At 66.7% G+C, this 19,605-nt stretch carries 17 protein-coding genes; 7 read left to right on the plus strand and 10 right to left on the minus strand.

The features are described 5' to 3' along the window. Positions 1-483 (minus strand): acyl-CoA thioesterase, encoded by a 483-nt coding sequence (locus ACODTA_RS26940; protein WP_489070298.1) that lies wholly within the window; start codon positions 481-483, stop codon positions 1-3. A 134-nt stretch (positions 484-617) separates the two neighbouring features. On the opposite strand from ACODTA_RS26940, the gene ACODTA_RS26945 reads away from it, so the two are divergent. The 3 genes from ACODTA_RS26945 to ACODTA_RS26955 all read left to right on the plus strand — a co-directional run bounded on the left by ACODTA_RS26945 (position 618) and on the right by ACODTA_RS26955 (position 6,230). Continuing rightward, positions 618-2,747: a TonB-dependent receptor gene (locus tag ACODTA_RS26945; protein ID WP_489070300.1), complete on the plus strand. Its 2,130-nt coding sequence runs from the start codon at positions 618-620 to the stop codon at positions 2,745-2,747. A gap of 190 nt (positions 2,748-2,937) precedes the next feature. Beyond that, entirely contained in the window at positions 2,938-4,932 is a 1,995-nt protein-coding gene (locus ACODTA_RS26950; RefSeq protein WP_489070302.1) for a prolyl oligopeptidase family serine peptidase, read from the plus strand. After that, positions 4,929-6,230 carry a spinster family MFS transporter gene (locus tag ACODTA_RS26955; protein ID WP_489070304.1) on the plus strand — a complete coding sequence of 434 codons (1,302 nt, stop codon included), beginning with the start codon at positions 4,929-4,931 and terminating at the stop codon, positions 6,228-6,230. The genes ACODTA_RS26950 and ACODTA_RS26955 overlap by 4 nt, the downstream gene beginning before the upstream one ends. Before the next feature lie 218 nt (positions 6,231-6,448). Here ACODTA_RS26955 and ACODTA_RS26960 read toward each other — a convergent pair whose 3' ends face one another. Then, positions 6,449-7,213: a GntR family transcriptional regulator gene (locus ACODTA_RS26960; RefSeq protein WP_489070306.1), complete on the minus strand. Its 765-nt coding sequence runs from the start codon at positions 7,211-7,213 to the stop codon at positions 6,449-6,451. A 16-nt stretch (positions 7,214-7,229) separates the two neighbouring features. Continuing rightward, positions 7,230-8,435 (minus strand): acetylornithine deacetylase, encoded by a 1,206-nt coding sequence (gene argE / locus ACODTA_RS26965; protein WP_489070308.1) that lies wholly within the window; start codon positions 8,433-8,435, stop codon positions 7,230-7,232. Positions 8,436-8,590: 155 nt separating this feature from the next. Here argE and ACODTA_RS26970 point away from each other — a divergent pair, with 155 nt between their 5' ends. Genes ACODTA_RS26970 through ACODTA_RS26985 form a run of 4 tightly spaced genes read left to right on the plus strand, consistent with a single transcriptional unit; the run spans position 8,591 to position 13,611 of the window. Further along, entirely contained in the window at positions 8,591-9,940 is a 1,350-nt protein-coding gene (locus ACODTA_RS26970; RefSeq protein WP_489070310.1) for a peptide MFS transporter, read from the plus strand. Next, entirely contained in the window at positions 9,937-12,327 is a 2,391-nt protein-coding gene (locus ACODTA_RS26975) for a penicillin acylase family protein (protein WP_489070312.1), read from the plus strand. Before ACODTA_RS26970 ends, ACODTA_RS26975 begins: the two co-directional genes overlap by 4 nt. Beyond that, a complete protein-coding gene (locus ACODTA_RS26980; protein WP_489070314.1) occupies positions 12,324-12,887 on the plus strand; it encodes a GNAT family N-acetyltransferase in 564 nt (187 codons plus the stop codon). Before ACODTA_RS26975 ends, ACODTA_RS26980 begins: the two co-directional genes overlap by 4 nt. 40 nt (positions 12,888-12,927) lie before the next feature. Then, positions 12,928-13,611, plus strand: a complete 684-nt coding sequence (locus ACODTA_RS26985; protein WP_489070319.1) for a Fe2+-dependent dioxygenase — start codon at positions 12,928-12,930, stop codon at positions 13,609-13,611. Positions 13,612-13,682: 71 nt separating this feature from the next. Here ACODTA_RS26985 and ACODTA_RS26990 read toward each other — a convergent pair whose 3' ends face one another. The 7 genes from ACODTA_RS26990 to ACODTA_RS27020 all read right to left on the minus strand — a co-directional run. After that, the gene (locus ACODTA_RS26990; RefSeq protein WP_489070321.1) at positions 13,683-13,865 is read right to left on the minus strand and encodes a hypothetical protein; all 183 of its coding nucleotides are present in this window, start codon (positions 13,863-13,865) and stop codon (positions 13,683-13,685) included. 108 nt (positions 13,866-13,973) lie between these two features. Next, positions 13,974-14,387, minus strand: a complete 414-nt coding sequence (locus ACODTA_RS26995) for a hypothetical protein (RefSeq protein ID WP_489070323.1) — start codon at positions 14,385-14,387, stop codon at positions 13,974-13,976. A gap of 194 nt (positions 14,388-14,581) precedes the next feature. After that, complete coding sequence (locus ACODTA_RS27000; RefSeq protein ID WP_489070333.1) at positions 14,582-15,232, minus strand: FABP family protein; 651 nt, start codon at positions 15,230-15,232, stop codon at positions 14,582-14,584. A 106-nt stretch (positions 15,233-15,338) separates the two neighbouring features. Continuing rightward, complete coding sequence (locus tag ACODTA_RS27005; protein WP_489070325.1) at positions 15,339-15,971, minus strand: Vgb family protein; 633 nt, start codon at positions 15,969-15,971, stop codon at positions 15,339-15,341. 31 nt (positions 15,972-16,002) lie between these two features. After that, a complete protein-coding gene (locus tag ACODTA_RS27010; RefSeq protein WP_489070327.1) occupies positions 16,003-17,223 on the minus strand; it encodes a helix-turn-helix domain-containing protein in 1,221 nt (406 codons plus the stop codon). 73 nt (positions 17,224-17,296) lie between these two features. Beyond that, complete coding sequence (locus ACODTA_RS27015; RefSeq protein ID WP_489070329.1) at positions 17,297-18,184, minus strand: tetratricopeptide repeat protein; 888 nt, start codon at positions 18,182-18,184, stop codon at positions 17,297-17,299. Positions 18,185-18,191: 7 nt separating this feature from the next. Then, positions 18,192-19,605 (minus strand): DUF7507 domain-containing protein (locus ACODTA_RS27020; protein ID WP_489070331.1); only part of this gene is annotated, 1,414 nt, incomplete at its 5' end.

Raw genomic sequence — 19,605 nt, forward strand, 5'->3', positions numbered from 1 at the left:
TTATGCTCCCAATGAAGATTGATCGGATGCGGCGGTGATCAGCAGCGTCCCGGCGATGGCGCGCACCGGATCGGACAAGGGGATCGACCGCCGCGCATCGAGGTCGAAGCGCACGGTGACGCCCTCGAGCACGGTGCAGATACGGTCGTCGGACCGCCGCATCATGATCGTGCGATGACGAAGAGAAGAGCGGCCGATCGACAGGATGCCCGAACGCAGGATCAGAAGGTCACCCGCGACCAGTTCGTGCAGATAGCGGATCTCGTGCGACACATCGGCCCAGCCGAGGCGATGCCCGTCCTCCATCGCGGTCGTCGGCGCCAGCGTGCCAAGCAGATGATAGGCCGCATTGTCGAGCAGCGGCATCTGATGCTGCACCGACATGTGCCCCATCGAGTCGCAATGCCAGGGGAATACGACGCCCCGAAACGTCTCGATCCCGTCTCCTGACGCGGTTTCCACCACGCCTTCCGGCCCAGCCATGCCCTCAAATCCCTCTCTAAACCGCCGATAAACGCTGGGTTAGAGCGACGCGCTTGACTTGTCTACACAGATTATACAAATTGTGTTCACGAGAAATTCAACACTGACGAACCGAAAAGGTGCAGGGGGATATGATGCGGAAGAAGCTGTCGACGGGATTGCGGTGTGGTGTGGCATTGGCGCTGCTGCCGCTGGCCTGGGCGGCGCCCGCCGGCGCGCAGACCGCCGACGCGGCGGAGGACACGACCGACGAGATCGTCGTGACCGCACAGAAGCGCGAGGAACGGCTGCAGGACGTGCCGATCTCGGTCGCCGTACTCGGCGGCGCGCAGCTCGACGGCCAGACCACGGGCGGCGTCACCGATGCGCTGCGCAACGTCGCGGGCGTTTCGATCACCAGCACCGCGCAGGGCGGCGCCACCCAGCTCACCATTCGCGGCGTCGCCGCCAATGGCGCGACGCTCTCCGGATCGAGCACCGCCGCCTATTATATCGACTCGGTGCCCTTCGGCCTGGTGAAGTCGGCGATCCTGCCCGACACCAATGGTTTCGACATGCAGCGGATCGAGGTGCTGCGCGGGCCGCAGGGCACGCTCTATGGCGCCAACGCGCTGAACGGCGTTGTCCGCCTGCTGACCAACGACGCCAATCTCGACAAGTTCGAACTGAAGACGCGCGCGGGCATCTCCTCGACGCAGGACGGCGACGAAAGCTATCGCGGCGATATCGCGGTCAACATCCCGCTGGTCGAAGGCAAGCTGGCGGTGCGCCTGGTCGCGGGCTTCGAGAATGCCGGCGGCTGGATCGAGCAGCCGGCGCAGGGCATCAAGAACGCCAACGACACGCAATCGCGCAACGTCCGGCTGAAGATCAATGCGCAGCCGACCGAAGAACTCAGCATCGGCCTGTCGGCCTGGATCTCGCGGATCGATCAGGACGCGCCCAGCTATGCCAATGCCGCCGGCATCCAGCTCGCGCCGGTGCCGATCCCGCAAAAGCTGAACTATGACGCATTCAGCGCGAAGATCGGCTATGACCTGCCCGGCGTCGCCATCACCAGCGCGACCAGCTATCTGAAATTCGTCAATCGCGGCCTGCGGGACTACAACACGCTCGGCCCCAGGCAGACGCTCTATTCGAACATCGAGTCCGAGGTCTTCACCGAGGAACTGCTGCTCAATTCGAAGAGCGAGGGAAGCTGGCGCTGGTCCGCCGGCGCCTTCTATCGCGACGCGACCGACCTTTTGTACCAGACGCTGTTCGTGCTGCCCGCGCCGATCAACACCAACGACAAGTCGCGCTCATATGCGGTGTTCGGCCAGCTCACCAAGACCTTCCTCGACGATACGCTCGAGCTGACCGGCGGTCTGCGCTATTTCAACGACCGCGTTTCGCAGATCGAACGGACGCCGACGACGGGCAACCCCGCCCAGCCGCTCGCGCACCGCACCGAGACGTTCGACGCGGTCACGCCGCGCGTGGTGCTGACCTGGCTGCCCTCGCGCAGCTTCACGGCCTATGCATCCTATTCGCAGGGTTTCCGCAGCGGCTTCAACCAGAGCCCGACGGTGATCCGCACGGCGCCGACGCTGCCGCCCGTCCGCGCGGACAAGCTTTCGAACTATGAGATCGGCGCCAAGGGCAGCCTGCTGGACGGCGCGCTGAGCTTCGACGCCGCGCTTTATTATATCGACTGGAAGGACATTCAGCAGAATGTGAACCTGAACTTCATGGGCGCGCCGATCGCGGCGAGCGTCAACGGTTCGTCGGCCAGCGGCTTCGGCGTCGACCTGAGCGCGACGGTCCGTCCGGTCAGGGGGCTCGATTTCGGCGGCACCTTTAGCTGGAACGGGCTGAACCTAGACGCGGCGATCATCACCCAGACGGCCGCCGGCCCGGTGGTGCTGTTCCAGAAGGGCGAGCGGCTGGCCTTTTCGCCCGAATATACCGCCAGCGCCTTCGCCGAATATGAATTCCCGATCGGCGGTGCGGGCCTGGAAGGGCAGTTCACGGGATCGGTGAACTATCGGTCCAAGATCCCCGGCCGCCTGCTTTCGGGCGGCGTGTCACGGCTGTTCATCAGCGACGCACCCCTCACCGCACGTGCCGGCTTCGCGCTGAAATCGCCCGACAACTGGACCGCGACATTGTTCGTGGAGAATATCACCAACTGGAACGGCCGCCTGCAGCCGCCCAGCGATGTCAGCCTGGAATTCCGGACCCGGCCGCGCACCGTCGGCCTCCAGTTCGAATTCCATCTTTGATCCTGTCGAGCGGCGGGCCTGCCGGTCCGCCGCTCGATGCGATATGGACGTGTGTGCGTAATACCAGATCTCGATGAGTTCGACGCATGGAGATCTGGTATCAGCCCGCGCGGCGCTTGAGCGAACCGATCGAGGATGCTTCAGCATCTTCGAGATCGCGTATAAGAACGATCGAAAGACCTGGACCGGCATGATTGAAAACGATGAACTCGCCGCGATCCAGACGCGCGTCGCCGACTATTTCGAAAAACTCTATCGGCCCGGCACCGGGCAATTCCATGCGATCGTCCACGCCGTCGAAAATCCAGTGACCGGCGTGATCGCCTTTTCCGGACCGGTCTATGAAGCCAGTGGCGGCTTTCCGGTCACGCGGCTGGCGCTGCTCGGCACCGACGGCACCGTATCTCTGCTGGGTAGTGAAGGCACCAACGATACCGATCCCAAATGGTCGCCCGACGGCACCCAGCTCGCCTTTCTCTCCGATCGCGGTCGCGGCGGCGGCAACTTCCAGCTTTTCCTGGCAGACGCCGACACGCCTGAGGTTCAGATCGCCGGCCCCGTGCTGGACGGAGAAGCGGTCGAGAGCTTCGCCTGGTCCGCCAATGGCCGGCGCATCCTGATCCAGAGCGCCGATGCCGGCGCGGACGCCGCCGGATCGGCGAGCACCGCGCGCATCGGCAGCGCGGATGTCGCGCGCCCATCCTGGATGCCGACGGTCGAAACCGGATCGCACGACAATCTCTGGCGGCGCGCCCGGGTCTGGGACATCGCCTCGAACCGGCTGACCGCGATCGGCACCGCCGGCCAGGCCGTCTGGGAAGCCGATTGGTGCGGCAGCGACGAAATCGTCGCGATCCTCTCCTCCAGCCCCACCGAGGGCGGTTGGTACCAGACCGAAATCGGCATAGCCCCGGCAAGCGGCGGCGCGTTCGCGCGTTTCGCGCGACCCGATGTCGAGCTCGCCAAGGTCTGCGGGTCGCCTGACGGGCGCACGATCGCCATCGTCGAGGGGCGCTTCCACCGCACCGTCGCGCTCGGCACGCTGACGCTCTACGATCGCGAGACGGGCGAGCGGCGCCAGCCCGCGATCGGCGCCGAGGTCTCGGCGCTGGCATGGCGGGACAGCGCGCGCCTGTTCTTCGCGGGTTTCGCGGCGCCCGGAAGCGTCGCGGGCACGCACCATCTCACCACCGGCGAAACCGCGATCGAGTGGCGATCGCCGGGCACCGGCGGCCGCAAGGTTCCCGCCGCGACACCCAGCGGCCGCACCGGCGCGATCGTGCCGGGCCATGCATTCGACCGTTACGCCCATATCTTCCGCGTCGATAACGATGGCGGGGAACGGGTGGTGCTCGATCTGGCGCATGACGGCGCACGCGCGATCCTGGATGCGATGCGGCCCGCCCAGGCGATCCGCTGGCAAGGGCGCGACGGGCTGGAAATCATGGGCTATCTCGCCCTGCCCGCTGGCGTCGAACGGCCGCCGCTGGTCGTCTTCATCCATGGCGGGCCGTCGCACCTGTTCCGCGATTCCTGGAGTTTCGACAATCCGCTCGCGGCCCTGCTCGTCAGTTCGGGCTATGCGGTGCTTTTCCCCAATCCGCGTGGCAGTTCGGGGCGTGGGCTCGATTTCGCGTCGCGCGTGATCGACGACATGGCCGGCGAGGACGCCCACGACATCCTCGCGGGACTGGACCATGTCATCGCCAATCACGATGTCGATCCGACCCGGCTGTTCGTCACCGGCGGCAGCTATGGCGGCTTCATGACCTGCTGGCTGGTCGGCCAGACCGACCGGTTCAAGGCCGCCTGCGCGATCGCGCCACTCACCGACATGCGCAGCCAGTTCTTCACCGCGCACCACCCCGAATTCCTGTCGCTCTATTCAGGCGGCGATCCCTATGATGTCGGCGGCGTGTTCGACCAACGCAGCCCATTGGCGCGTGCGAACACGGTGGTGACGCCGACAATGCTGATCGCGGGCGAGCAGGACAAGACGACGCCATCGAGCCAGGCGGTGCAGTATCACCATGCGCTGATATTGAACGGCGTGCCGAGCGAACTGGTGCTCTATCCCGAGGAAGGCCACGCCGCCGCCCGCTTCGAGGCGCAGATCGACCAGGGCATCCGCGTGCTGCGCTGGTTCCGCACCTGGGAGGGGCGCAACATCGGGCCGCGCCCGTGACGCCGGGTAGCGCCGTTCCGGACCAGGCCGCGACGACCGGATCGTCGCATCTCTATTCGCCGGCGCGGCGCTGGTTCTTCCTGGCGATCCTGTTCCTGGTCGGCACGTCGAGTTCGATCGACCGTGTGGTGATCTCGGTCCTGCTCGAACCGATCAAGCAGGAATTCGGGGTCTCCGACACGCAATTGGGGCTGCTCAGCGGCCTCTCCTTCGCGCTGCTTTATTCGATGTTGGGCCTGCCGATCGCGCGCTGGGCGGATCGCGGCGATCGCACGCTGCTGATCACCGTCGCGATCAGCATCTGGAGCGCGATGACGATGCTGTGCGCGGTCGCCGGCAGTTTCTGGCAATTGCTGCTCGCGCGGATCGGCGTGGGCGTGGGGGAAGCGGGCGCGACGCCGCCCGCCCAGGCGCTGATCGTCGATTATTTCCCGCCATCCTCGCGCGCACGCGCGATCGGCATCTTCGCGACATCCGGCACGGCGGGCTATCTGATCGGCCTTTCGATCGGATCGCAGATCGTCACCGCCTATGGCTGGCGCGCGACGCTGATGGCGTTCGGGCTGCCCGGCCTGCTGATCGCGGCGATCGTCTATTTCCTGCTCGACGAGCCCCGCCGGTCGGTCGCGCCCTCGGCGACGCGTGGGGCGACCGAAGCCTTCGGCGCCTCGATCCGCCGCCTCGCCGCCAAACGATCCTTCGTGCGGCTGCTGATCGGCTTCACCTTCTATAATTTCGCGGCCTATGGCTCGCTGGTCTTTGTGCCGTCCTATCTGATCCGCGTCGTCGGCAGCCCCATCGCCGATGCCGGGCTTTATTACGGCCTGTCCTCGGGCGTCGCCGTGCTGATCGGCAGTCTCGCGGGCGGCATGGCGTGCGACATGCTGGTGCGGCGCGACAAGAGGTGGATCGCCTGGTTCCCGGCGCTGGGCTTCGGCCTCGCAGCGCTGCCCAACACGCTGATGTTCCTGATCGACGATCTCGGCTGGTTCCTGGTGGTCAGCACGCTCGGCGGCATCCTGCTCTACGCGTCGCTGCCCGCGGCCTTCGCGGCGGTCCATGCCGTTTGCGGCAGCGCGCGCCGCGCGACCGCGATCGCGCTGCTGCTGTTCTTCGGAAACCTGCTGGGCTTCGGCCTGGGGCCGGTGGTGACGGGCGCGCTCAGCGACATGTTCAGCGCGTCGGTGGGGCCCACCGGCCTACGCTACGCATTGCTGATCGTGATGGCGCTGACCGTGCCGACCGCGATCCTGATGTTCAGCGCGGCCGGCGCGGTGCCGGGCGATCTGGAGGATTGAGGCCGGAGTCTGCCGTCTTGCATCGCGGCCACCAATAGGCCCGTTCGGGCTGAGCCTGTCGAAGCCCTGCCTTTCCTTGACACTGAAGTAGAAGGACAGGGCTTCGACAGGCTCAGCCCGAACGGTGAACGGGATACAAGTATCCTGACGCCCCCTCGCGCCAGGCATTCCCTTTTACCGGTCCCCTTCAAGGCGTGCGGGATGACGGATAGGTGCTCTTACCCCCTGCGCCCGACCAGCGAGAAATCCGCCGTCGACGTGCCCGCGACGAAGGTTTTCATCCGGTCCCGGAACTCGTCCGAATGCTGATAGACCAGTTCTTCCGCCAGATCGGCATTGCCGCTGCGGATCGCCTCGATCATCTCGCGATGCTGCTCGATCACGTCGTAGCTGGAAAGCTGCGCATCGCTCTGCCGGAAGGCGAGCAGCGACAGGCGCATCACGCCGCGCAGCATCTTCGAGCAGTCGGCCGCCAGATATTTGTTGCCGCAGGCCTGGTTGATCGCGTCGTGGAACGCCCAGTTCGCCTCGACGATGACGCGCGGATCCTCGGTTTCACAGGCGGTGGCGAACTCGCGGTTGCGCTGTTCCAGCAGCGCGAGATGCACCGGCTGGCGGCGCAGCGCCGCCCAGCGCGTCGTCGCGCGTTCATAGAGTTCGAGCGCTTCGAGCACCTGCGGCACCTGATCGAGATCGAGCGGCGCCACGCGCGCGCCGCGATTGGGCGCGAGGACGACGAGGCTGTCCGAGGCCAGGCGGATCAGCGCCTCGCGGATCGGCGTGCGCGAAAAACCGAGTTCACGGCTGAACTGGACCTCGTCCAGCTCGGTATTGGGCGCGAGTTGCAGGCTCAGTATCTGTTCGCGCAGCAGCGTATAGACTTTCTGCCCCGAAGACTGACGCACGCCATCGTCGGATCCGCTCTCGTCCGGCCCGCTCTCATCCGGAACGTTCACGGCCTTGGCGGTCGTCTTGCTACCCATGCTGCCTGCCTTTCCCTCAACCCATGCGGACGAACGCGACGAGCCGGGCGATGAAGCGGGCGCCCGCTTCGATCTGGCTCAGTTCGACGAATTCGTCCGGCCGGTGCGCCTGAGATATCGATCCCGGGCCGCAGATGACAGTGGAAAGACCGGCGGCCTGGAACTGCCCCGCCTCCGCGCCATAGGAAACCGCGGTCCCCGGCTCGTTCGCGCCGCTCAGCATCGCCGACAATTGCTCGGCCGCCCCGCTCTGTTCGCGGCGCAGCGCAGGCACCTGCGCCAGCCGGTTGATGACGACACCGGTGCCGTCGCCTTCCGCCGCGAGCCGCGCCTGCGCCCGCTCCACCGCGCGCCAGAAGGGTTCGAGCACCGTTTCCGCCTCGCGATCGGGAATGCAGCGCAGATCGAAGGTGAAGCGGCATTCGCGCGCCAGGATGTTGGGCGCGGTGCCGCCCTGGATCGTGCCCACCGTCAGCGTCGACCATTGCGGCTCGAAACGCGGATCGCGATGGTCACGCTGTTCGGCCTCGGCGACCTCGACCAGCGTGGCGAGCAATTCGATCGCGACCATGTTCGCCGACACACCTTCATGCACCAGGCTCGAATGCGCCTCGCGGCCGATCACCACCACTTCGTACAGATGGATGCTCTTGTGGCTGTTGACGATCGTCATGCCCGTCGGCTCGCCGATGATCGCGGCCATCGGGCTATAGCCGTCGTCAACGATGTTGCGGATCAGGTCGGGCGCGCCGAGGCAGCCGATCTCCTCGTCATAGGAGAAAGCGAGGTGCACGGGCCGCGCGAGCGGTGTCCGCGCGAGCAGCGGCACCGCGGCGAGGGCGAGCGCGAGGAAGCTCTTCATGTCGCTGGTGCCGCGCCCATAGAGCCTGTCGCCCCGCCGGGTGAGCACGAACGGATCGGAGGTCCAGGGCTGGTCCTTCACCGGCACCACGTCGGTATGGCCCGACAGGACGATGCCGCCCGCCATCCCATCGCCGATCGTGGCGAGCAGATTGGCCTTGGACCCGTCGGCATTGGCGATGCGGCGCGACGTCACGCCATGTTCGGCAAGATACGCCTCGACATAGGCGATCAGCGCCAGATTCGATTCGGACGATGTCGTGTCGAACGAGACCAGCCGGCCGAGGATATCGATCGCCTCGCGAGCGATCTCTGGCTCCGCCTGCGTGTCGGCCCTGGGATCGATGATTACCGACGGCATTGTGCGGCACCCCCGCCGGTGCTTGATAACGACATGAAACCCCTGTTCCGACGCTGAGGCGCGTGCATTCAAAAATCTGTATACACATTGTATTTTTGAGGTACACAGTCAATAGATATTCGTCGCATCGAACGACAGGGCGCTTTGGGGAAAGCATGGAACGCAGCGGGGATACTGCCTTTTTCGGCCATCCGAAGGGCCTGGCCTATCTCGCCTTCACCGAGGTGTGGGAGGGCTTCTCCTACTACGGCATGCAGGCGCTGCTGATGCTCTACATGGTCGGCCAGTTGCTGCGGCCGGGGCATTTCGAAAATGTCGGCGGGCTCGATCATCTGCGCGGCGGGCTGGAATCGATCGGCGGGCCGATGACCACCATCGCGCTCGCATCGCAGATTTTCGGCCTCTATGTCGGGCTGGTCAACACGACGCCGCTGCTCGGCGGCTGGCTGGGCGATCGCGTGCTCGGGCAGACGCGCACGATCGTGCTGGGCGCAGTGCTGATGACGCTCGGCCATTTGTGCATGACGTCGGAGCGGCTGTTCCTCCTCGCCCTGCTCCTGCTCGTGCTCGGCGCCGGTTTCATCAAGGGCAACATGGCCGTCCAGATCGGCCGCCTCTATGGCGCCGACGATCCGCGCCGCTCGCGCGGGTTCGGCATCTACATGCTCGTCCGCAATATCGGCGCGCTGTCCGCGCCGCTCGTCTGCGGCACGCTGGGCGAGACGCTGGGCTGGCATTACGGTTTCGGCGTCGCCGCGATCGCGATGGTCGCGGCGTTGATCATCTATCTGGCGGGCCGTCGCCATTTGCCGCCCGAACCGCCCGTGGTCCGCCTGAGCGTCGCGCAGGCGCCGCTCACCCGCGACGACTGGCGCGCGATCCTGGGGCTGCTGCTGGCGTTCGTCCCCTTCGTGCTGATGTTCAGCGCGGTCTATCAGGCCTATACGCTGTTTCCGGTGTGGGCGACCGACCATGTCGACCGCCAGGCCTGGGGCCTGACCATCCCGGTCACCTGGATCTTCACCTTCGACGGCATCGCCACCATGGCCGGCATCCTTGTCGGCGTCCGGCTGTGGCGGGCGCTGGACGCGCGCGGCCGCGAGCCGGACGATATCGGCAAGATCGCGATCGGCTGCACCATGGCGGGCACGGCCTTCGCGATCCTCGCGCTTGGAGCGGCGACCGCGACCGGGCCGGTGCCGCTCGCCTGGGTGCTCGCCTTCTTCCTGTTGCTCGATTTCAGCTTCATCTGGGGGGAACCGCCGCTCAAGGCCTTCGTATCGCGCCACGCGCCGCCCGCCAAGGCGACGATCATGATGAGCCTCGCGATCATGTCGATCGCACTTGCCAATTTCACCGTCGGCTGGCTTGGTCGCTTCTACGAAAGGATGGGGGCGCCTGAATTCTGGCTGCTGCATGCCGGCATCGCCCTGACGGGCCTGACCGCCGCGCTGCTGCTGCGCCCGATCATCCATGAACTGGTCGAGAGGAGAGTGCCCGGATGATGTTTGCCTTGCCCCGGATCGGATCGGTCGCGCTGGCCGCAATTGCCCTCCCCTCCATCGCCACCGCATCGGAGGTGAAGCGCGAGGCATGGGACGTACCGGGCCTTACCCAGCCTGCCGAGATCGTCGTCGACCGCTGGGGCCTGGCGCACATCTATGCGAAGACCGAGCGCGACGCCTATTTCCTCCAGGGCTACAACGCCGCGCGCGACCGGCTGTGGCAGATCGACCTGTGGCGCAAGCGCGGGCTCGGCCGGCTCTCCGCCAATTTCGGCCCGGCTTATGTGAAGCAGGACCGCGCCGCACGGCTGTTCCTCTATCGCGGGGACATGGCGGCGGAATGGGCGCGCTACGCGCCCGGCAGCCGCGATCGCTATGTCGCGTTCGCCGCCGGGGTGAACGCCTATGTCGATCAGGTGCTGGCCGGAACAAGGCCGCTGCCGCCCGAATTTGTGCTGACGCAAAGCCGGCCCGAACGCTGGAGCGCGGAGGAGATCGTCCGCATCCGCAGCCATGCGCTGGTTTCCAACGCCAAGCAGGAAGTGACGCGCGCCCGCGTCGCCTGCGCGGCCGGCCTCGATATCGACCGGCTGCGCGCGAAGCTGTCACCCGATCATGTTCCCGTGAAGCCGGAGGGGCTGGCCCCCTGCGCGATCACGCCCGAGGTGATGGACGATTATCTGCTCGCCACCGCCGATGTGGCATTTCCGCCCGCGCCCTCCTCCGCCCCCGCGCGGCTTGCGGATGCGTCCGACCCGAACACCGTCGACGGATCGAACAACTGGGTGATCGCACCCTCGCATTCGGCGACGGGCCGGCCGATCCTCGCCAATGATCCGCATCGCGCCTTCGGCGTGCCCAGCCTGCGCTATGTCGTCCATCTCGACGCGCCGGGGGTTTCGCTGATCGGCGCGGGCGAGCCCGCCGTTCCCGGCGTCTCGCTCGGCCATAACGGCAAGGCGGCGTTCGGCCTGACCATCTTCGGCACCGACCAGGAGGATCTCTACGTCTACGAGACCAAGGCCGGCGATCCCGATTCCTATCGCTATCGCGGCCGTTGGGAGAAGATGAAGCGGGTGCGCGAAACCATCCCCGTGAAGGGCGGCGCGCCGGTCGCGGTCGAGCTTCGCTACACGCGCCACGGGCCGGTGCTGCGCCAGGACGCGAAACAGGATCGCGCCTTTGCCATCAGGACGACATGGTCCGAGCCGGGGGCGTCGGGCTATGCCGCCGCGTCCTGGCTGGCGAACGCCGCGAACTGGAACGATTTCCGCAAGGCCGCCGATCATTGGGGCACGCCGCCGCTCAACCTGATCTGGGCCGACCTGAGCGGTACGACGGGCTGGTCCGCCGCGGGCTTCGCGCCGATCCGCCCCAATTGGGACGGGCTGATGCCGGTGCCCGGCGATGGCCGCTACGAATGGCAAGGCGTCCGCCGGCCCGCCGATCTCCCCCAGATCAAGAATCCCGAAAAGGGCTGGTTCGCCAGCGCCAACGAGATGAACTTCCCCAAGGGCTTCACGCCCAGCGCGCCGATCAGCTTCGAATGGAGCGATCGCAGCCGCATCGATCGCATCTCGCAGGTGATGGCCGCCAAGCCGCGCCTGTCGGTCGCCGACGCGATGGCGCTGCAGATGGACACGGGCAGCGGCATGGTGCAGCGCATGATCGCGCTGGCCGCCCCGCTCGACGGCAATACACCGGATGCGCGCCAGGCGCTGGCGCTGATCAAGACATGGGACGGCAATGTCGCCGCAGAGAGCGTGCCGGCGGCGATCTACGAAACCTGGCTGACCCAGCATCTCGGCCGCGTGATGGTCGATCGGATCGCCCCCGCGCCCGCGCGCCCGATCCTCGAGCGCGGATCGCCCGACGCGCTGCTCTCCCTGCTGGAAACGCGCGACGCGTTGCTGGGCGCCGATCCGGCGGCGGCGGCGAAATCGATGCTGCTCGACAGCCTGGAGGCGACGCTCGCCGATCTCCGGCAGAAGCTGGGGCCGGACATGACGACATGGCAATGGGGCCGGCTTCACACGCTCACGCTGAAGCCCGCCGTCGCGGTGCTCGCCGATCCGGCGCTCCAGCAGTCGATGACGGTCGGGCCGGTGCCGGTGGGCGGCTCGTCCTCCACGCCGGCGATGACCGCTTATCGCGGCAGCAGCTTCGCCGCCGTCCACGGCCCCTCGGTCCGGCTGGTGATGGATGTGGGCGACTGGGACAAGTCGATGTTCCTCAACATGCCCGGCCAGTCGGGCGACCCGGGCGATCCGCACTACCGCGATCTGCTGCCGGCCTGGAAGGAGGGGCGCTATGCGCCGCTTTCGTTCAGCCGCGCGGCGGTCGACCAGGCGGCCGAACGCGTGATCACGCTCAAACCGGCGCCGTGATCCTCGGCCCCGTACCCGATACGCTGTCGTCGCCGCGCCTGACGCTCAGCCGTCCGGTCGCGGCCGATTTCGCGGATATCCTCACGCTCTGGTCCGATGCCGAGCTGCTGCGCTTCATCGGCAAGCCATGCACGCGCGAGGAGGGTTGGGCACGGCTGCTCAAATATGCCGGCCACTGGTCGCTGTTCGGCTTCGGCTACTGGATGCTGCGAGAGACGGAAACCGGCGGCTTCGTTGGAGAGATCGCGCTCGCCTATCAACAGCGCGTGGGCGTGCCGATGTCGGGCGAGCAGCCGGAGACCGGCTGGATGCTCGCCTCGGGCGCGCAGGGACGCGGGTTCGCGGGAGAGGCGCTGACGGCGGTGCTCGACTGGGCCGACGCGCACCTGCCCGCCCGCTGCACCACCTGCCTGATCGATCCGGCCAACACTCCATCGATCCGGCTGGCAACCACGCGCGGCTATCGCCGGATCGGCGAGGTCCGGCTGAACGACACGCAGACCGACATGTTCGAACGCCCCGGGATGGTCACGAACCAAGATAAGAACGCATCGCAATAGCATTGACGGCGACGCGCCATGGCAATAGCGCGATGGTGTCATGATGATCGCGATCCCCGAGATTCTCGATGCAGCCGCCCTCGCCGAGGTGCGCGGCCTGATCGACGCCGCGGACTGGATCGACGGCAACGCCACGTCCGGCCATCAATCGGCGCTGGCCAAGCGCAATATGCAACTGCCCGAGGACAGCGCCGCCGCGAAACAGGCGGGCGCGCTCATCCTCGACGCGCTCGGCCGGTCGCCGCTGTTCATCGCGGCGGCGCTGCCGCTCAAGATCTTTCCGCCGCTGTTCAACGCCTATTCGGGCGGCCAGGCGTTCGACCTGCATGTCGACAATGCGATCCGCATCCGGCGCGGCAGCGATTTCCGCATCCGCAGCGACCTGTCCGCCACGCTCTTCCTGGAAGATCCCGACGCCTATGACGGCGGCGAACTGATCGTGGAGGACCAGTTCGGCGCGCAGGCGGTGAAGCTGCCCGCCGGCCATATGCTGCTTTATCCGGCATCCAGCCTGCACCGTGTCGAGCCCGTCACGCGCGGTCGCCGCATCGCCAGCTTCTTCTGGATCCAGTCGATGATCCGCGACACCGATGCGCGGCGGACGATGTTCGAGCTCGACACCGCGATCCAGACCATCGCGCAGGATCGCGGACAGGACGATCGCGCGATCATCCAGCTCACCGGCGTCTACCACAATCTGCTGCGCCGCTGGGCCGACGCCTGAGGCTTGATGTCAAGGTGCAGGATGCCGGCGCATCCGCACCTTGAGCCGCTCAAGCGCCGCGCGGGCTGATATCAGGCTTTCCGCAGCGACGGTTTCCTGATGTCGCCGATGGTCAGGCCGGACAGGCGGCGCTCATAGCTGCGCGCCAGTTCGATATGGGCGCGATATCCCGCCGGATCGGGCGCGCGTTCGGCGCGGATGCGCTCCATCCGCGCACGCCAGCCCAGATAGCCGCGTTCATTGTCGAGGATCATGGTTCCTCCTTCGAACACCCCCGCGCTCGCCGGCATGATATCATGGCCGGCAGGCGATTCGGAAGGGCATCCAACGCGAAGATCGAACCCGTCGGCGCGGCGTCCGTTTCAGATTGCCCGGGGCTTGGCAGGCTTCGCATAGGGCACGAAATCGCCGAGCCCGACCCAGCCCATCTCCATCCGCGACCCATTGTCGTAGAGCCGGACGGTATCGATGCTGCAAAGCTGCGACGAACGCGTATCGGTGACCATCACGCGGCCGTCGCGCAACGACGAGGCGCCCGAGCGCGGCGTGTTGACATAGATCTTCCCGCCGCCCGTCTCGTACAGGATGGCGGTATTGTCGATGATCCGCGTCGAGCGGATGTCGCGCAGATTCAGGCACGTGACGGGCTTGCCGGCGACGCGGCCGTCAAGCGCCTTGGCAAGCTTCGCCTGTGGGCCATGGTCGGTCGCGGCCTGAGCCAGACCGCCGGATATCATCATCATCGCGCCAGCAAGCAGCGCTGTCAAAATGCGCATGTTCTTATCTCCATTTCCATCGAAAGCGCCGCGCACTTATCGTAACGCAGGTGAACCGAGCATGATCGCTCCGGTTATCCGGTGTTCAGGAAATCGACAGCTATGCTCAACCTTCAGGATTGATTATTCGAACATGGTGATCGTTGACTGCCCTTGCCATGCGGCACCAATCGCCGATTCTTGATCTAAACCTTTCAACCACCCGGCGCATTTCGCTCTATCCGCGCCCAGGGATTGAGGTCGGGCTCGCCCACTTTCGTCAGCATGTTGCGGTCCCGGTGCAGGAAGGGCGCATCCTGACCATGCACCTGCAACATCGTGTCGGAGATGTAGCTCCACGATCCGTCATCGTGGAAATCGACCTGGATGGTGTAGGAATCGGTGCGAAAGGCGGCTTCGAGGAAGCTGGTCGAACAGATGCCATAGTCGGTCTGCCCGCGCTCCGCCTTCAGCACGAGTTGCTTCGCATCGGGCGCGGCGTGGCCCGCCGCGATCGCGATCTGCCCGCGCGGGATCGCCAGCGTCTGCAGGATCAGCCCGGTCGCCGGCTCCCACAGCCAATAGCCGACCTGATCGTGAAAGGTGATCGCCTCTTCGCGCGTGTTGATATGCACATGATAGCGCAGGCCGTAGAAAAGCTGCGGCCCGTTCGCCTGCGGATCGATCGGCTGCATTTCGATGCGTTCATAATAATCGCGCTGCTCCGGCCCGTCGGCCTTGGGGTTGATGTCGACGCCGCGCTGCCCTTCCCATATGCCGGCCAGGCGGCGCAGCGGCCCCAGATTGGCGAGCGTTTCCGGATCGACATCCTCGGGTTCGGTAAAGATGTCGTCTGGAATATCCATGCCCTGCCCTCCGCCATTGCCCGCCGCGATCCGCGTCGGCGATGACAGGGACATTATGGCAAGATCGGCCGCGCGGCAGCCAAAATCGTGACGGCGGCGTTCCGCTTCAGCGGAGCCGCCGCACGGCGCGCAACCGGCCGCTATCACCGCCGCCGCAGAAGAAGCGATCACCGCCATCGGATTCGAGCCCCGAAACCCCCATGCCCGCCGGCATATCGATCTGTTCGATCGGGGCGCCGCTGTCCGGATCGATCCGCCGCAGCGCGCTTTCCTCCCCCTCCCAGCAGCCATGCCACAGCTCGCCATCCACCCAGGTGACGCCCGTCACCATGCGGTTGGATTCGATCGTGCGCAGGATCGCGCCCGTTTCGGGATCGATGCGATGGATCCTGCGCGCGCGATACTCGCCCACCCACAAGGATCCTTCCGCCCAGGCGAGCCCCGAATCGCCGCCGCCGCCGGGGGCCGGGATCGTCGCGACGACCGCTCCCGAACCGGGATCGATCTTCTGGATGCGATCCTCCGCGATCTGGAACAGATGCCGTCCGTCGAACGCGGTTCCGGCATGCGCGGGGACCTGGATCGCGCGCGGCAGTTCGCCGCTCTCGGGATCCAGCGCCTGCAGCCGCTCCCCCGCCCCGAACCACACGCGTTCGCCGTCATAGGTGACGCCATGCACCGCCTCCACATCGGGGAACGGGCCATATTCGCGGATGATCTCGGCCTCTGATCGTTTCATGTCTCGCCATCCTCCAAACTGATGATCGGTCCTAACCGACCGGCAGCGGCCCCGGGAGTAACAAGCTTGTCGTGAAGCCGATGGCGGGCGGCGTCATCCAGCGCCGCGCGCGGCCACGGCCGACCGGCCGCGCCTTGCCCGCCGCCGCCAGCGCATCGAGCGCGCGCTGCACCGTGCGCTGACTCGCCCCCAATGCGAGCGCGAGCGCGGAACTCGACCAGGCCTCTCCATCCGCCAGCAGCGCCAGCACCGCGCGGTGGTCGTCATCGATCGGCGGCGCCAGCACGACCACCCGGCGCGTACCGTGCGGCCGCAACGCGAACCCGCGCCCGGTCGCGCTGATCCCGGCCAGCGCCGACAGCGCCGCACGCAACCGGCCGATCTCGACGCGCAGCCGCGCGCGATGCGATTCATCGACGTGACGCGCGCCGAATGCGCCCCTGAGCAGCGCTTCGCGCGACACGTCGTTCGGCCATGCTTCCCCCAACAGGCGGGCAAGCGCGAACAGGATCGGCCGCGTCGCCAGCGTGACGATGCCCCGTGGATCGCGCAGCGCATGGCGGCACGCATCGATGACAAGCAGATCCGAAGCGAACAGCGCCTCCACCTCATCCAGCCGCATCACGCGCGCCTCGCCACCGGCGATCAGCCGCGCCGCCGGCCGGTCGAGGCTGTGCGCCGCGCTCTCGACCTCGGCGGTCAGCGCCGGAATATCGGCCGCATCCGCCGCGCGCCTTGCCCGCGCCAATGCGTCGCGCGCGCGTCCGGTCTGGAGACGGCGGAGCGCGATCCCGGCGACGACCAGCGCATGCGCGGCCAATGAAGCGGGTGGCAAGGGCGCGGGATCGAATCCGGCAAGCAGATGCTCGGCCGCCTCGATCCGGCCGATAAGCAGAAGGCGCTGAATCTGGAGATGGCCCGCATGCGCGGCGTTGACCGGATCGCCACGCGCCACAAGCGCCAGCCGCGCCGCGTCGAGACGCTTCACCGGCCAGTTCAGATCGCGCGAGACCAGCGCGATCTCCGCCTCCGCGACCACGCAGCGCGCCCGCGCCACCGCCTGCTTCGAACCGAAGCCGCGTTCGGCACTCCGCAACAGCGCCGTGGCGCGCGCATATTCGCCAAGCTGCGCCATGGCGATGCCACGCAACGCCAATGCGGGCGCATCGTCGCGCAGCGCGACGCGGTTCAGCGCGCCGATCGCATCGCCCGCCGCCAGCGCACGCGCCGCCGCGGTGATCAGTGAATCCATGCCGGTCGCGCCAAGCCTCTCACCCGCGCGGTGTTAGCCCCTGGCCGGCGGAGCGGCAACCGAGCGGAACACGCTAGGCGCGGCTCGGCGGATCCTGCGGGTTCGAAGGCGCGGGCGCTTCATCCACCTCCCCGAAGCCGAACGCCGCGACATCAACCATCAGAAGAGGGATCGCGGCTTCGGGCGCGGGCGCGGCCGGTTCGTCCCGAGGACCGTCGCCGCCCCCGACGGCCACCGGCGATCTCGGCCGAAACCTCGCGATCCGCACGCCGCCCTCACCGCCCGATACTGTCGCGCGCGGCATGATCGGCAGGAACGCAGTCATGCCACGGACGCGGAGCACGGACGCGTCGCCTGCGTCCATCCCGGCAAAGGCGGGGGCGGACAGATCGATGCCAGCCAGCGCCAGGAACGACGGATCCGGGCCAGCCATCGCCGCCGGGGCAACCACCGCCTGGCGCCGCGCGGCGGATGCGTCTCGCGCCCGCAGCAGCGAGTCCAGATTGTGGCGCGCCCGCACGGTATCGGCCGCCCCCTCGCCGAACTGGCGCAGACGGGCATCGACGACATGCCGCAGCATCGTCTCCGCCTCGTCGAAGCGCCCGCGAAGCTGATAGAGCCCGGCGAGATTGGTGAGCGATACCAACGTCAACGGATGATCGGGGCCGTACACGCGCTCGTGCGAGTCCAGCGCGCGCCTGAACAACGGCTCCGCCGCATCGAGCCGCCCCAACGCGTCATAGTTGAGCGCCAGGTTGTTCACCGACATGATCGTGCGCGTATCCTGCGAGCCGAAGCGCTGCTCGGCGAGCGCGAGCGCTTCCGCGCCGAGTTCGGCCCCCCGCTGATATTGCGCGTCGCGATAGGCCTGCTGCACCTGCGCGTTGAGCTCCGCCCAGGCATCGGCGGGCCGCTCGGCGACCTGCGCGAAACCGCTCGCGCAGGTCGCCAGCAATGCCATGGCGATGCTAGACGATATTGGCCAACGCGAAGAGGAACGTCGCGCTGTCGGCGTCGCCGGCATAGTCATGCCCCGGCGAGGTGCTGCCGGTGTTGTTATAGGCATCGAGCTGGCTGTGCATCGATGCCGCCGAAACATAGGCGCCATAGCCACCATCCCCCGGCATGTTCCAGCGCGCGTCGTTGGTCTTGATCGCGTTCGCCTTCGCCAGATCCAATATATTGTCGTGATTGGCATCCGCATAGGCCTGGAACCAGTCAACCGCGTCCTGAAGCAGCGCCTTGGGGCTGTTCGGGTCGTTCGCCTCGCCGATATTGTTGCCGGCCAGATAGTTGAGCCACGTCGCAACGGCGTCGCGCCCGAGCATCCAGCGGCCGTCCTGCTGATCCTTCTGCGATGCGTCGATCAGTTGCTGGGCCAGCGCGAGCGGGATGAAGATCGTGTCCTCGCCGCCGTTGGTGAGCCCGTTCATGTCGAAATCGCCCAGCAGCAGCCCGGCCTGGTCTCCAGCGCCGATCGATCCGTTACGGTTCGAATCGACCGCGTAGAGCAGTTCGTGATCGGCGAAGCCCGGCTGGCCGGCCTGTTTGGGCAGCCCCGCCTTGCCGTCCCAGAAGCCGAAGCCGAGATTGGACCAGAAACCCGGTGTCCGCACGCCGGGGCCGTCATTGACCAGCCCGAAATAATGCGCGGCATCCGAATCGGTCGCACCCTGCCCGGTGGTCACCGACGCGACATTGACATGCTGGCCGGTCTCATAGGGCAATGTATAGAACAGGATGCCCTGCTCGCCCGGCGCGAGCGATGTGACGACGGTGGTTTCGTCCGCGTCAAGCACGCTGTCCTTGTCCGCATCCAGATAGAGCGGCGCGCCCGCCAGATCATATTTGGTATCGGCGAGCGCGATGCTCGTCAGCGTGACATTGCCGGTGTTCGCGACGGTGATGCGGAAGATCACCGGCGCGTTCAGGCTGGTGGTCGGGCCGGTCGGATTATCCTCGTCGGTGAAGGTGACACCGCCATCGACCGAGACATATTTTTCCAGATCGACCTTCGGATCATAGACCAAAGGCGTCTCTGCATCGTCGCTGTCAGGCGGGCTTTCGGTGCTGTCGGCGGTCGCGGTGTTGACGAAAACGCCGTCACCATTGCCCTTGGCGTCGAGTTCGGCCTGGGTGACCGTGTGCGTCGCCGAATAGGTCCAGATCTCATCGACCTCGAGCAGATTGTCACCGTCGTCGAGCGCCGAGGGCTGGACGGGAATGATCCGCTGGATGCTGTTCGCGTCCGCCGCCGGGTCGGTGACAGTCACGCCGGTCAGCGTGATGTTGCCGGTATTGGCGACGGTGATGTGATAGTTGATGATATCGCCGGCCTTGTCCGCCTTGTCGCTCTTGCTCTGATCGGCATTGGTGACGTCG

Source organism: Sphingomonas sp. FG14, assembly GCF_057809675.1.